At 55.1% G+C, this 13117-nt stretch carries 13 protein-coding genes; 2 read left to right on the top strand and 11 right to left on the bottom strand.

The window, feature by feature from the left end; genetic code table 11:
• Nucleotides 1-16: 16 nt before the first annotated feature.
• The 3 genes from HX773_RS14635 to HX773_RS14625 all read right to left on the bottom strand — a co-directional run bounded on the left by HX773_RS14635 (nt 17) and on the right by HX773_RS14625 (nt 1789).
• Nucleotides 17-364: a YebG family protein gene (locus HX773_RS14635; RefSeq protein WP_176972122.1), complete on the bottom strand. Its 348-nt coding sequence runs from the start codon at nt 362-364 to the stop codon at nt 17-19.
• 73 nt (nt 365-437) lie between these two features.
• On the bottom strand, nt 438-1232 hold the full coding sequence (locus HX773_RS14630) for an SIR2 family protein (protein WP_008108794.1): 795 nt from the start codon (nt 1230-1232) through the stop codon (nt 438-440).
• The gene (locus tag HX773_RS14625; RefSeq protein ID WP_008108796.1) at nt 1229-1789 is read right to left on the bottom strand and encodes a non-canonical purine NTP pyrophosphatase; all 561 of its coding nucleotides are present in this window, start codon (nt 1787-1789) and stop codon (nt 1229-1231) included. The genes HX773_RS14630 and HX773_RS14625 overlap by 4 nt, the downstream gene beginning before the upstream one ends.
• Nucleotides 1790-2188: 399 nt before the next feature.
• Here HX773_RS14625 and HX773_RS14620 point away from each other — a divergent pair, with 399 nt between their 5' ends.
• Nucleotides 2189-3349 carry a bifunctional diguanylate cyclase/phosphodiesterase gene (locus tag HX773_RS14620; RefSeq protein ID WP_255433233.1) on the top strand — a complete coding sequence of 387 codons (1161 nt, stop codon included), beginning with the start codon at nt 2189-2191 and terminating at the stop codon, nt 3347-3349.
• A 106-nt stretch (nt 3350-3455) separates the two neighbouring features.
• Here the strand turns inward: HX773_RS14620 and HX773_RS14615 are convergent, their stop codons facing one another.
• From HX773_RS14615 to HX773_RS14580, 8 genes are all read right to left on the bottom strand, one after another.
• On the bottom strand, nt 3456-4364 hold the full coding sequence (locus tag HX773_RS14615; RefSeq protein ID WP_176972120.1) for an ABC transporter substrate-binding protein: 909 nt from the start codon (nt 4362-4364) through the stop codon (nt 3456-3458).
• Entirely contained in the window at nt 4364-5158 is a 795-nt protein-coding gene (locus HX773_RS14610; RefSeq protein ID WP_176972119.1) for an amino acid ABC transporter ATP-binding protein, read from the bottom strand. Before HX773_RS14610 ends, HX773_RS14615 begins: the two co-directional genes overlap by 1 nt.
• Nucleotides 5142-6068, bottom strand: a complete 927-nt coding sequence (locus HX773_RS14605) for an amino acid ABC transporter permease (RefSeq protein ID WP_176972118.1) — start codon at nt 6066-6068, stop codon at nt 5142-5144. The genes HX773_RS14610 and HX773_RS14605 overlap by 17 nt, the downstream gene beginning before the upstream one ends.
• Nucleotides 6069-6077: 9 nt before the next feature.
• Nucleotides 6078-6590 carry a GNAT family N-acetyltransferase gene (locus HX773_RS14600; protein WP_101761402.1) on the bottom strand — a complete coding sequence of 171 codons (513 nt, stop codon included), beginning with the start codon at nt 6588-6590 and terminating at the stop codon, nt 6078-6080.
• A gap of 9 nt (nt 6591-6599) precedes the next feature.
• The gene (locus tag HX773_RS14595; protein WP_101761401.1) at nt 6600-7532 is read right to left on the bottom strand and encodes an ABC transporter substrate-binding protein; all 933 of its coding nucleotides are present in this window, start codon (nt 7530-7532) and stop codon (nt 6600-6602) included.
• 18 nt (nt 7533-7550) lie between these two features.
• Complete coding sequence (locus tag HX773_RS14590) at nt 7551-8864, bottom strand: LLM class flavin-dependent oxidoreductase (RefSeq protein ID WP_176972117.1); 1314 nt, start codon at nt 8862-8864, stop codon at nt 7551-7553.
• A gap of 83 nt (nt 8865-8947) precedes the next feature.
• The gene (locus HX773_RS14585) at nt 8948-10105 is read right to left on the bottom strand and encodes an amidohydrolase (RefSeq protein WP_176972116.1); all 1158 of its coding nucleotides are present in this window, start codon (nt 10103-10105) and stop codon (nt 8948-8950) included.
• A 22-nt stretch (nt 10106-10127) separates the two neighbouring features.
• A complete protein-coding gene (locus HX773_RS14580) occupies nt 10128-11123 on the bottom strand; it encodes an MsnO8 family LLM class oxidoreductase (protein WP_137386971.1) in 996 nt (331 codons plus the stop codon).
• Between the two features lie 368 nt (nt 11124-11491).
• Between HX773_RS14580 and HX773_RS14575 the strand changes: the two genes are divergently transcribed.
• Nucleotides 11492-13114, top strand: a complete 1623-nt coding sequence (locus tag HX773_RS14575) for a TIGR04028 family ABC transporter substrate-binding protein (protein ID WP_176972115.1) — start codon at nt 11492-11494, stop codon at nt 13112-13114.
• Nucleotides 13115-13117: the final 3 nt, after the last annotated feature.

Below are 13117 nucleotides of genomic sequence, written 5' to 3'. Positions count from 1 at the left end.
CACCTGGCAAAACGACTTACGCCGCTTTAACCGCGCGGACTTTCTTTTCCGGCGCTGCCGCTTCCGCTTCGCTATCGGTTTCCGCAGAGGCTTCAGGCGCTTGCGCAACCTCTTCTTCCTTTACGATATCCGGCAACTTGCTGGTGCGCAGAATGTGCTGCACCGCGTCTTTCTGTTCAGCCAACAGCAGACCCAATGCTTCGGCCTGCGCTTCACCCAGTTCTGGCTGATGCTGCTGCAGCCAATAGGTAAAGGCGTCTGCCATATCGAGCATTTTGTCCCAGGCATCCGCGTCTTTTTTATTGGCAAACGTCATCTTTTCTTCACCCTTTCTGACTACAACATATTTGGTTTCGACTGCCATGATGCACCTCGGTTAACTGTATTTATATACAGTATATTCTGATCAAACTTTTCCAGGCAATGACTTTCTGCTGTTAAGCCAGTAATTCTTCCAGGAACAGCGCCAACGCTTTGCGCGGATCGTCCTCTTCCGAGACGATCATCTCAATGCCCCACTGTCCCAGCACCTCTTTCGCCACCGGATTATTGCGGTTAGTGAACAGGTACGATTTGGGACGCGCGGTGGCCAATCCGGTTCGGCCCCACATTTTTGTCAGGCGGTAGAATAACAGACGAATGTTGAAATCGCTGATGCTGTAACCCACAAACAACACCGAGTTGCCCATTACGTCGTGCGTAAGTTTGATATCAAGCGGCGAATCAAAATAGAGACGCTCAAAGTAGCTGCTCTCATCCAGCACAATTGAAGTATCGTCGTCGAAATCGCCATGAAGCTTAATGATATGGCGCTTATCTTCGGTCAATGATACCAAATCTGCAGCATTCGCCACTTTGCTGTAAGGCACGTTGTGCGCTTCATGCGCCATCTCCAGCCAGCGATCGTAATTGGTGGTGTAGATGCGTGAGAAATTGCCTTGCGTAATCATGGTGTGGATTTCAGAACTGCGCACGTCAATATCCGGGCGATGCCATTCGCGATCCATCCAGCTGCGCAGCGGTCCCAGCGAGCCTTTACGCTGTTTGTAATACTCCGCCAGCGACAGATGTGTGCCGTAGGTATTGAAGATTTTTGGGTCGTAGCCCAGCTCTTTAGCCAGATGCGCAATCAGCTCATGCCATTCCGGCAGGCCAAGATTGCGTGAAATGCCTGCACCAGCAAACAGGATCAGTTTACCGGCGTCGTAGGCGCGTTTTAGCTCGGGTTTCATGCCAATCCCCGCGATGTTTTCAAAAAGGTAGCGAAGCGATCCAGCGCCAGGCGACGCATCGAAATCTCATTTTTCAGCTCGCCCATTTCGGCGAAAGTTTGCGTGTGCCCTTCCGGGATAAACACGCAGTCCCACTGAAATTCGCGTGGACCGGCAGGCTCGGTGGCGATGGTGCCGCGCAGTTCGCCTTCGAACTGATACATTTTTTGCCCATCACAATAGCCGAGCACGGTTTTCGCCGTGACGCATGGGCTATCTAAACCGTTCACCAGTTTGGTGAAGCGCTCGGCATTCAGGCGGCTCCAGAAGATGCGCGTCAACCCGGCTGGTAAGCCGTTCAGGCCATCCAGATAGAGCCCGGTGTGTTCGACAAACAGCGGACGACCAATAATTGAGAACGCTTTGGTGAGCTTGTCGCGCACCAGTTCGACTTCATTTTCAGTCTGAATCTCTTCAATACGGCGTGCGATTGGAAGCACTTCGACACCGACCGGCTCAAGGATGGTACGCACCTCGGCCAGCTTTAGCTCGTTGGCAGACAGGAATCGTATTTTCATTGCAATCAGTATGTTGAAGGTGAGTTTAAGCTCTGTAAAAGCCTTTCCGTTGGTCGTTGATTCTAACGCGCCTACCGGGAACTGGATAGGAACAATCTTTGATCGGAGAAAACAAAATTATGACTTTCCCGATGCATGAATCTAGAATAATTATGCGATTCAATTTAATAAATATGACAGAAAAAATGAGAACCTCAGATGATTTCTTATTTTAGCTCCAGATATTCCATGCTAAAAGATTTACCCTTCATTTTGCAGGGTGATAACCCAGAGAAAAAATTGCGCTTAACTCTGCTAATTGCTGGATTTTCCAGCATCCTGGCGGGTTTTTATATGGTAGTGACGAATTTCATTAAGGGAGAAAATGGTGTTTCCACCTTATATTGCCTGAGCACCGCGATGGGATTTTATATTGTGGTTGCGGCTTTCAGTAACAAGCTGAACAAACATCTCTACATCATCGTGCATGCTTTGTTACTGATCATAATGCTGTTGTTCCTGCTGGATAATGACCACAACTTCGAGAAACATTCAGAGTACAATTATCTGGTGGCGTTAACCGTGGGTTCAGCGTTGGTATTACGCCAGCAAACCACCTACTTAAGTAAAATATTTCCGTTAATCTGCCTGGCGGTTTATCTGTTTTTTATTTCGACCGGATTAACCTGGCAACATAGCAAGTTTCAGCTCAATATTCCGCAGGAGTCTGGCTTTTATATCGTTAACTGTGCGGTGCCGATGATCGCGCTGTTGTTAACGGCATTCACGCTGCGCGGCAACTACTCCGAAACCGATTTAATCAAACGCGAACTGTCACAAGCCATCGAAAAAAATCAGCTGGAGCTTTATTACCAGCCACAAGTGGACAGCAATAAAAAGCTGATCGGATTTGAAGCCCTGCTGCGCTGGAAGCATCCCGCGAAAGGCTTTATCTCGCCCGAAGTGTTTATTCCGGTGGCAGAAAAAAGCGGCTTGATTATCGATATTGGCAAATGGGTGATGGAACGTACTTTGCAGCAGATCGCCGAATGGGATCGCGGTCAGCATCTCGGTGATTTGGTGTTTTCAGTTAACATCAGTCCGCTGCAGTTAATACACCGCGATTTCACCCAGGATACGTTGCTGACGCTGTCGCATTATAAAATCCGGCCCGAACGCCTCAAGTTTGAAATTACTGAAACCACCTTTGTCTACGACCAAAAGCGCATTGGCGATGTGATCAGCCATTTTAGCCAACTGGGTGTTAAATGGGCGATTGATGACTTTGGCGTCGGCTATTCCTCGCTGAAATCGATCAGTGATTTTGCCATTGATGATATTAAGATCGATAAATCGCTAATCATGCAGATTTTTAAAAATGAGTCATCGGCGATTGTGGTACAAAAAACCATCGAGTTATCGCGTGAAATGGGTCTGAATGTGCTGGCCGAAGGCATCGAGAGCGAGGAGTATTTCACCTACCTGCGCGATAAAGGCTGTCATCTGTTTCAGGGCTACCATTTCGCCCGCCCGCTGCCGCCCGCAGATGCGCAGGTATGGATCAAAAAGGCCAAAATATAACCCCCGCACATATCGTAGCGGCGCGATTTATCGCGCAATAAATTGCGCCGCTACACTGCCTGCAGTCTGGAATTCATGGGGGCGAAATGATGACGACCGGAAAAAATTACTGGTAAACGATCCCCGGAGGATTTACCTGCGATGTTTCCACCGCCTCTTCCTGTTCGCCCCAGCGTGCTAATACTTGTTTGTACTCGCCGCTGGCAATCGCGCCGTTAATCGCCTGCTGCAGCGACACATCTAATCCATTGCCTTTCTTCGTGGTCACCGCTACCCAAGCGCGGAACGGGCCGTGGCCGACGATTTTGGTCTGCCCGCGCGAGGCGACTTTCCATGCTGCCAATGATTGAGGGCCAAACGATGCATCCGCACGCCCGGAAAGCAGCGCCAGCGTGGCTGCCGCATCATCGTTGAGATAGATTGGCTGCACCGGCGCTAAGCCCTGCGCACGGTTCTTCTCATCCCAGCTGAGTAAAATCCGCTCCTGATTGGTGCCCGAACCAACAATGATGCGCTTACCCGCCACATCTTCGCGGCCCTTAATCGCGGTTATCGCGCTGTTGGTTTTCACCGCAAACGCATGGTTATCCGCGCGATAAGTAGCGAAATCAAACTTCTTTTTGCGCTCTTCGGTAACGGCAATATTGAACATCGCCACATCATAACGTCCGGCGGTAATACCCAACGGCCAATCTTCCCAGGCGGCTGGCACCAGCTTCAGCTTTAAGCCCAAACTATCCGCCAGCAGACGCGCAATATCCGGATCGCTGCCAATCAGCGTTTTATTATCCGACGCCCACAAACCGATCGGCGGCGAGTTCATCGCCGTAGTGGCGACGGTCAAATAACCCGGATTCACAAAGTGAAAACCCGCCGGAATCTTCGCGATAGCCTGGGGATTTGCGGCAATATTGATCGGCGTTTCGTTGTTTTTTGCATTCAGCGTTTCTGCTGCGATGGTGGCTGGCGCGCTTAACATCACCGCCAACAACGCCATAATAATCACTCGTTCCATTAAAGTACCCGCGCCAGAAAACGTTTGGTGCGCTCGTGGCGCGGCTGATTCAATACCTGATTGCTGCTGCCCTGCTCGACAATGCGTCCATCGACCATAAACACCACGTTATCTGCCACTTCTCGCGCAAAGCCGACCTCGTGCGTGACAATCACCAGCGTGGTGCCGGAACGCGCCAGCTTTTTGATGACATCCAGCACTTCGCCCACCAGCTCGGGATCAAGCGCTGACGTCGGTTCATCAAACAGCATCACGCGCGGGTTGAGCATTAAGGCACGCGCAATCGCGATACGCTGCTGCTGGCCGCCCGACAAATGGCGCGGCCAGGCATCGGCTTTGTGGCGCAAACCCACCACATCCAGCAGCTCTCCGGCGCGATCAATCGCTTCACGGCGTGACAGCTGACGATGCGCAATCGGCGCTTCAATCAGGTTCTCCAGCACCGTGAGATGCGGGAACAGATTAAAGTTCTGGAACACGTAGCCAACGTTGATGCGCTGACGCAGAATCGCCTTCTCTTTCAGCTCATACAGCTTGTCGCCGCGACGCTGATAACCGATGTAGTCACCATCGATCTGGATGTAGCCTTCATCAACGCGCTCCAGATGGTTAATGGTGCGCAGCAGCGTCGATTTACCCGAGCCAGATGGCCCAAGAATCACCGTCACCGATCCCGGTTCCAGCTCCAGCGACACATCATCCAGCGCTTTCAGTTTGCCGAACGACTTGCTCACGCCGGTGATGCTTATAGCGCCAGCGGTATGCAGATTGCGGTAATCAATGGCTTCGGACATGGGAAAGCTCCTCGGTTGCAGGTTTGGCGCTGCGGTTACGCCATTGACGCCAGCGCGACGGCTGCGGTTCACGGGTGACACTGCGCGCCAGCCAGCGCTCAACGCTGTGCTGCAGCAGTGACAGAACGGTGGTGATAATCAGATACCAGGCCGCGCCGACCATCAGCAGCGGAATCACCTGCTGCGTGCGGTTGTAGATCATCTGGATGGTGTAAAACAGTTCCGGCATCGCCAGCACGTAAACCATCGAGGTGCCTTTGGCGAGGCTGATGATTTCATTAAAGGTGGTGGGAATAATCGCGCGCAGCGCCTGCGGCAGAATGATGCGGAAGGTACGACGCGAGGAGGATAATCCCAGCGCCGAAGCCGCTTCAAACTGGCCGTGATCGACACCCAAAAAGCCGCCGCGAATGATCTCAGCGCTATAAGCGCTCTGCACCAGCGTCAAACCAATCACCGCCGCCGGGAACTGGCCGAGCACGTTGATGGTCTGGAAGTGGCCCCACGACAGCGCGGTAAACGGAATGCCGAGCGACAGCGTGTCGTACAGATAGGAAAAGTTGTAGAGGATGATCAGCACCACAATCAGCGGCAGCGAGCGGAACAGCCAGATATAGCCGAACGCCAGCGTACTCAGCAGCCAGGATGACGAGAGGCGCGCCAGCGCCAGCAAACCGCCGAAAATCAGGCTGAGGAGGGTGCCAAACAGCGTCAGCAGCAGCGTTTGCCCCAAACCGCTGAGGATCACCGGATCAAAAAACCATTTAGCGAACACGCCCCATTCCCAGCGCGGATTGAACGCAACCGAATCAATCACGCTGGCCAGAATAAACAGCGCGACAATCGCGCCGACGGTACGTGCCGGATATCGCGCCGGCACCACGGTTAAACGTTGTGGTTCATTACTCATTACAACCCCTTAGCTGGCCTGCGCCACGCTATGTACATCAATCACTTTCAGGAAGCGCAAGCGTCCATCGTGTGGCGGCTGGCTGTAGACTTCCATATCCTCCAGCAGCTCAAACTGCGGCTGATAACCGTGGCCGATATACAACTTCACCGCTTCCGGCTGGCGGAAACCGGTGGTGAGAAACACGCGCTGATAGCCCGCACGCAGCGCGCGGCGCTCCAGTTCCTGCAGGATCAGCAGCGCCAATCCCTGACGACGCAGATCGCTGCGCGTCCAGATGCGTTTAAACTCGGCGGTCACCTCGTCGTAGGGTTTATACGCGCCCATCGCGATGATCTCGCCGTCACGCTCCAGCACGATAAACAGCCCGCGCGGCGGCAAATACCATTCGGTCAGCTCCACCTCTTTTTGGCTGGTGAAGAACGCGCCGTAGCGCGCGGTGTATTCACCAAACAGTCCGGTCAAAATCGGTTGCAGCTCAGGCGCTTCCGGTGATACTTCGCGGAACAGTTGCTCGCTCATGCGGCCTCCTTAATCGCCCAATCCGGCCGGATTGATCTCTGAACTGTCGATACGCTCAACGCCTTCACCCCAGCGCTTCAGCACCTTGTCGTAATCGCCGTTCTTGATCACGCCATTCAGCGCGGTGTTGATTGGCTGCACCAGGCCGCCATCTTTTTTCACCGTCACAGCGATGTGCGCCGCTTTCGGCCAGCCGCCATCGACGCTACCAACCAAACGCGTCTGCTTAGTCAGCGCCGCTTTCCATGCGCCAATCACGTTCGGACCAAAGTAGGCATCGGCGCGACCTGACTGCAGCGCCAGCGTTTGTGCCGCATCGTCTTTGGTATACACCGGCGTAAACGGCTTCAATCCTTTGGCCTGATTCTCTTTATCCCAGGCCAGCAGGATCGATTCCTGATTGGTGCCAGAGCCGACGATAATGCGCAGTCCGGCGATATCTTCGGCTTTGGTCAGCGACTTAATCGGGCTGCTGGATTTGACGTAAAAACCGAGTGAGTCTTTGCGATAAGTCGCGAAATCGAAGCGCTCTTTGCGCTCTTTGGTGACGGTCACGTTACTGATCGCCGCATCGTATTTGCCCGATGCCACGCCCAGCGGCCAGTCTTCCCATGAAGTTGGTACCACGTTGAGTTTCAAACCGAGACTGTCGGCGACTAAGCGGGCGATATCCACTTCGCTGCCGAGTAAGGTTTTGTTGTCATCACTGAACACCGTCAGCGGCGGTGAATTCAGCGCGGCGACCGCCACGGTGAACGAGCCCGGTACGGCGAAGCGATGTCCAGCCGGGATCTGCGCCACTGCGGCGTCATTCTTCGCGGTATTGATTGGCGTTTTATTGGCTTCAACACTGATGTTCTGACCGTTAACCGCCACATCTTCGGCGAATACGGCGCTGCTCATGCCCAGCAACAAGAGCGCGATAAGGGATTTTTTCTGCATAGCGTTTATTCTCGTGTTTTATTTTTGTGTGTATTGGTTAACCGGATCTTTCAGACCAAAGCTGGCGCGCAGCGTGGTTCCGGGGTATTCGCTGCGGGTTAAACCGCGCGCTTGCAGAATCGGTACCACGCGATCGACAAAGCGTTCGAAGGTATCTGGCGTGCCGCCCTGAATGATGAAGCCATCGGTCGCTTCGCTCTCAAACCACAGCTGCAAACCGTCGGCCACCTGTTCTGGCGTGCCGTGGAACAGCGGACGCGGCGTCGCGGCTTCCAGCGCCGCCTGGCGCAGTGAGTGGCCATGCTCACGCGCCTTGCGTTTGATTTCGTCGGTGGTGCTGCGGAAGCTGTTTTGTCCGATATCGCCGAGTTCCGGGAACGGTTCATCCAGCGGATATTGTGAGAAGTCGTGATGGTCAAAGAAGCGGCCGAGATAGTTGAGAGCATCTTTGATGGAAACCAGCGCGGCGGTGGTTTGATACTGCTGCTCCACATCTTCTGCACTGTCGCCCACAATCACGCCGACGCCCTGGAAAATGTGCAGATCGCCCGGCTCGCGGCCGTTCGCCACCAGCTGTTTTTTCACATCACGATAGAATTCCTGCGCCTCTTCGCGCGTCGGCTGATGGGTAAAGATGGCATCAGCATGTTTAGCGGCCAGCTTGCGGCCATCTTCCGATGCGCCCGCCTGGAACACCACCGGACGTCCTTGCGGCGTGCGTTCGATATTCAGCGGTCCTTGCACCTGGAAGAAATCGCCGTGGTGATTCAGCGTGTGCAGTTTCTCAGGATCAAAGAACTGGCCGCTCTCTTTATTACGCACGAAAGCGTCGCCTTCCCACGAATCCCACAGCCCTTTCACCACTTGCAGATACTCATCGGCGATGCGATAGCGCAGCGCGTGTTCCGGATGCTGCTGGCGCGAGAAGTTCTTCGCCGAACCTTCCAGCGGCGAGGTCACCACGTTCCAGCCCGCACGCCCGCCGCTCAGATGATCGAGGCTGGCAAACTGCCGCGCCACGGTGAACGGCTCGCTGTACGAGGTGGAAACCGTGCCGACTAAGCCGAGATGCTCGGTTACGCCCGCCAGCGCCGACAGCAAGGTCAGCGGCTCGAAGCGATTGAGGAAGTGGGGAATCGATTTTTCGTTAATAAACAGGCCATCGGCAACAAACAGGAAATCCAGCTTGCCCGCTTCCGCCTTGCGCGCAATGTGTTTGGCGTAATCAAAATTGATGCTGGCATTCGCCAGCGCCGCCGGATGACGCCACGCGGACATATTGCCGGACGCGCCATGCAGAATGGTGCCCAATCGCAGTTGTCTTGCAGTCATAATGTTCTCTCTTTTGCCAAGGCGCAGCCTGACGGCGACATGCCTGTCGCCGTGCAGAACCGGAATTAAATAGGTGAATCGCGTTAGTTCAGAATGGCGTCACGACATCGCGCGTTGAGGTGCTGCAACGCTTGCTGAGCCAGTTGCGTAAAGTAGTGTGCAGCGGGGGCAATCAGCGCTTCATCAGGATTGAAGCCACCATGATGCAGACCAAATTCGCTCGCGCTGCCAATGCTGACAAACGCGCCGGGGATCTGCTGTAAGTAGTAGGCGAAATCTTCGCCGCCGAGATGTAACTCAGCGGTCTGCACGCGGTAACCCGCCTGCTGCGCCACGTTGCTGGCAAACTGCGCCCAGCGCGCATCGTTCTCCAGCACCGGCGGACCGGGATGCCAGCTAAAGGTGGCGCTGGCACCGTTGGCGGCGGCGATATTCTCCACCAGCGTGCGGGCGCGCTGCTCCAGCTCGGCGCGCACCTGTTTGTCATGGGTGCGCACCGTGCCGCCAAATTCGGCCTCGCCGGGCAGCACGTTCCAGGTTTTGCCGGCGTCGATGCGTGTGATGCTCAGCACTAAGCTGTCCAGCGTATTGAAACTGCGGCTGGTGAGCGATTGCAGCGCCTGAATAATCTGGCTGGCGACCACAATGCTGTCCACGCCCTCTTCCGGATGCGCGGCATGCGCACCTTTGCCGGAAACCCGCACGATAAATTTATCCGCATTGGCGTAAAATGCGCCGCCGCGTGTGGCGAAGGTGCCGGTCGGCAAACCAGGTTCATTGTGCATGCCAAAAATCGCCTGCACCCCGTCCAGCACGCCCGCATTGATCAACTGGCGTGCGCCGGTGGCGTTCTCTTCCGCCGGTTGGAACAGAATACGGATGCGCCCCGGCAATTGATCTTCAACTGCTTTCAGCTGCAAGGCCGCGCCCAGCATCACCGCGCTGTGGACATCGTGGCCGCAGGCGTGCATCACGCCGCTGTTGCGCGAACGGTAAGCCAGTCCGGTGGCTTCGTGAATCGGTAGCGCATCGATATCGGCGCGCAGCGCAATCAGCGTATCGCCACGCCCCACTTCCACGATTACGCCGGTTTCCAGCGGATAATCCAGCAGACGCAAACCGGCGTCCTGTAACCAGCGGCGCAGGCGCGCAGTGGTTTCGACTTCGCGGCCGGATAACTCCGGCCAGCTGTGCAGCTCACGTCGCCAGTCAATCAGCTGATGTTCGCTAAATTGCGTCATACCTGCCTCCGGAAGCAGCGAATCATGCGGTGACTAAACGGTGAGTGGCCAACAGTTCGAGTGATTTCACGCGCGCCTGCTCTTCAGCCACCGGCGTATCAATCACGAACTCTTCAATGCCGAAATTCTGATGGAGCGCATCCAGCTTGGCATGCACCTGCGCGGCGGTGCCTTTCAGCAACGATGGCGTGCGCGGTTCAATCACGTAATCGGTATAACCGCCCTGACGCACGTAGCGTTCGGCCTGCTCGACGCTGCCGACGTTAACGCTGGGGCCATCTTTCACGCTGACGTGATAAACGCGCAGGTTATCCACCAGCAGATCGGCTTCCGCCGGCGAATCCGCCACCACCACTTGCACCGCCACCAGCGCGCGCTGGCCGTTGCTGTGCTGGCGATAGCTGTTAAGGACTTTTTCCATCAGTTGCGGATCGCCGTTGTGATGCGCGGCGAACACCAGCTGCCAGCCGAGTTCCGCCGCCAGTTTGGCGCTCTCTTCGCTGGCACCCAGCAGGAAACGATTGGCCGGACGCGGCGGCTGCGGCGTGGCGCGCAGAATCTCTTCGTCGCCCACCGGCGGCACTTGCAGCCAGCTATCCAGCAGCGTCAGCTGCTCAGCGAAGCTGCCTTTCTCCTGCAGATGCACACCGAGCTGCAGCGCACGCGTCGAGAGCGGCAAGCCGCCCGGCGCTTTGCCGACACCGACATCGATACGGCCCGGCGCTAATGACGCCAGCAGGTTGAAGTTTTCCGCCACTTTGTACGGGCTGTAGTGTTGCAGCATTACGCCGCCGGAGCCGACGCGAATATGTTGCGTCTGGCCGATGATCCAGGCGATCAGCAGTTCCGGCGACGGACTCGCCAGACGATCGGTATTGTGATGTTCCGCTAACCAGAAGCGGTGATAGCCCCAGGCTTCCGCCTGTTGCGCCAGCTGTAACGTGCGATGTAGCGCGTGACTGGCCGTCTCTCCGTCGGCAATCGGCGATTTATCCAGCAAACTCAGTCGGTATGACATGCGCCTTATCCTTATCAAAGTGAATATGGCGAGTAGTTTGGTGTGACAACCGCTAATTCGTAAAACAACAAATCCGAGATAGAGAATATGAAAAATAGAAAAGGCGCATATTCCAAACAATTGCCATTGCCCATTTCCGCACATTTTTGTAGCGGCGCGATTCATCGCGCGTCTTTTAATTCTGCACGACAACACCACGCGCAATAAATTGCGCCGCCACGGTATGCGCGGGAATTAATATCGGCAACACAAAACTGTCTATTTACCTTTTTCGGCAAAGCTTAGTGCAATTCATTGGTTCAACTCACTGCGGCGTCATTCAATGATGAAAACCGCCCGTCGGGCTATTGATAAAAAAGGGAAACACCATGACTAAGCATTTTCACTTGCAGGCGTTGAGTTTGGCCCTGCTATCAGGGATTTTTAGCGCCCACGCGGCAGACACGCCCGTCAAAGGCGGCACGCTGGTTTATCTTGAACAACAGGCGCATACCAACCTATATCCACCCGCCGGTGGCTTTTATCCCAATGGCGGTATTCTGAATCAAATCACCGATAAACTGACGTGGCAGAATCCTGAAACCTTAAAAGTTGAGCCGTGGATTGCCGAAAGCTGGAGCAGTAACGCCGATAAAACCGAATATACCTTTAAAATTCGTCCCGGCGTCACCTTCTCCGATGGCACACCCTTAGATGCCAATGCGGTCGCCAAAAACTTTGATACTTACGGCCTGGGAAATAAAGCCCAGCGCCTGCCGGTTTCAGAAGTAATTAATAATTACGATCGCAGTGAAGTCATTGATCCTCAGACGGTGAAATTCTATTTCAAAAAGCCATCACCCGGTTTTTTACAGGGCACCGCCACCATCGGTTCGGGTCTGGTTTCTCTCAGCACGCTGCAACGTAGCTTCGATCAACTCGGCGATGCGCGTCACATTATTGGTTCCGGTCCGTTTGTGGTCAGCGATGAGAAACTCGGCCGCGAAGTCGATTTAACCGCGCGCAAAGATTACCAATGGGGCCCGAAAAATCTCGCCCAGCAAGGTCCCGCCAATCTCGACGGCATTAAATTCATCGTCACGCCGGAAGACAGCGTGCGTATTGGCGCGCTGCTGGCCGGTCAGGCCGACTTTATTCGTCAGGTGCAAGCCTACGACGAGAAGCAGGCGCAGCAGCAAAACTTCCCGATTTACGCCGCACCCACGCGTGGCGTCAACGACAGCATCAGCTTCCGCCCGGATAACCCGCTGGTCAGCGATGTAAAAGTACGTCAGGCACTGCTGCACGCCACCAACGCGCAGCAAGTGGTGCAAACCCTGTTCTCACCGAACTATCCGCAGGCCACCTCGGTGATCGCCACCTCGGCAGCCGGTTACGTCAATCTGGCTGACAAGCTGAAATTCGATCCGGCGTTGTCGAAAAAACTGCTGGATGAAGCGGGCTGGAAACCGGGCAGCGACGGCATTCGCGAGAAGGATGGTAAGAAACTGGCGCTGACCATTTATGAATCGCTGCCGCAGCCGCAGAACAAAGAAGTGCTGCAGCTGGTGGCACAGCAGTGGCGTCAGGTTGGCGTCGCTTTGGCGGTGAAAGCCGGTGATGCCGGCAGCCGCGTGCTGGATAACCTCGATCCGCTGAAAACCCCGCTGGTGGTGTCTGAAGTGGGCCGCGCCGATCCTGATGTGGTGAAGAGCCAGTTCTATCCGACTAACCGCGATGCGCTGCTGCAGAAAGGCGGCTCCAGCGACAAGGTGCAGAACTTCCGCGACGACAAGCTGAACACGCTGCTGCTGGGGATCTCCTCGGAAGTCGATCCGGCGAAACGCCTGGCGGTGACCGGCGAGGCGCAGCGTTATCTGCTCGATGAGGCGTATGTGATTCCGATCTTTGAAGAACCGCAGGTGTTTGCCGGTGCGCCGTGGCTGAAAGGCGTGAATTTTGAAGCCGTGGGTCGTCCGTCGTTCTACGGCGCGTGGCTGGAAAAACACTAAGGC

It is taken from the genome of Pantoea sp. B9002, assembly GCF_013385945.1.
GTDB lineage: Bacteria > Pseudomonadota > Gammaproteobacteria > Enterobacterales > Enterobacteriaceae > Pantoea.
This window is presented reverse-complemented; position numbering and strand designations above follow the sequence as displayed.

Coding starts and splice junctions, on each gene's coding strand:
- HX773_RS14635 (WP_176972122.1), bottom strand. CDS start 364: ATGGCAGTCGAAACCAAATATGTTGTAGTCAGAAAGGGTGAAGAAAAG.
- HX773_RS14630 (WP_008108794.1), bottom strand. CDS start 1,232: ATGAAACCCGAGCTAAAACGCGCCTACGACGCCGGTAAACTGATCCTG.
- HX773_RS14625 (WP_008108796.1), bottom strand. CDS start 1,789: ATGAAAATACGATTCCTGTCTGCCAACGAGCTAAAGCTGGCCGAGGTG.
- HX773_RS14620 (WP_255433233.1), top strand. CDS start 2,189: ATGGGATTTTATATTGTGGTTGCGGCTTTCAGTAACAAGCTGAACAAA.
- HX773_RS14615 (WP_176972120.1), bottom strand. CDS start 4,364: ATGGAACGAGTGATTATTATGGCGTTGTTGGCGGTGATGTTAAGCGCG.
- HX773_RS14610 (WP_176972119.1), bottom strand. CDS start 5,158: ATGTCCGAAGCCATTGATTACCGCAATCTGCATACCGCTGGCGCTATA.
- HX773_RS14605 (WP_176972118.1), bottom strand. CDS start 6,068: ATGAGTAATGAACCACAACGTTTAACCGTGGTGCCGGCGCGATATCCG.
- HX773_RS14600 (WP_101761402.1), bottom strand. CDS start 6,590: ATGAGCGAGCAACTGTTCCGCGAAGTATCACCGGAAGCGCCTGAGCTG.
- HX773_RS14595 (WP_101761401.1), bottom strand. CDS start 7,532: ATGCAGAAAAAATCCCTTATCGCGCTCTTGTTGCTGGGCATGAGCAGC.
- HX773_RS14590 (WP_176972117.1), bottom strand. CDS start 8,864: ATGACTGCAAGACAACTGCGATTGGGCACCATTCTGCATGGCGCGTCC.
- HX773_RS14585 (WP_176972116.1), bottom strand. CDS start 10,105: ATGACGCAATTTAGCGAACATCAGCTGATTGACTGGCGACGTGAGCTG.
- HX773_RS14580 (WP_137386971.1), bottom strand. CDS start 11,123: ATGTCATACCGACTGAGTTTGCTGGATAAATCGCCGATTGCCGACGGA.
- HX773_RS14575 (WP_176972115.1), top strand. CDS start 11,492: ATGACTAAGCATTTTCACTTGCAGGCGTTGAGTTTGGCCCTGCTATCA.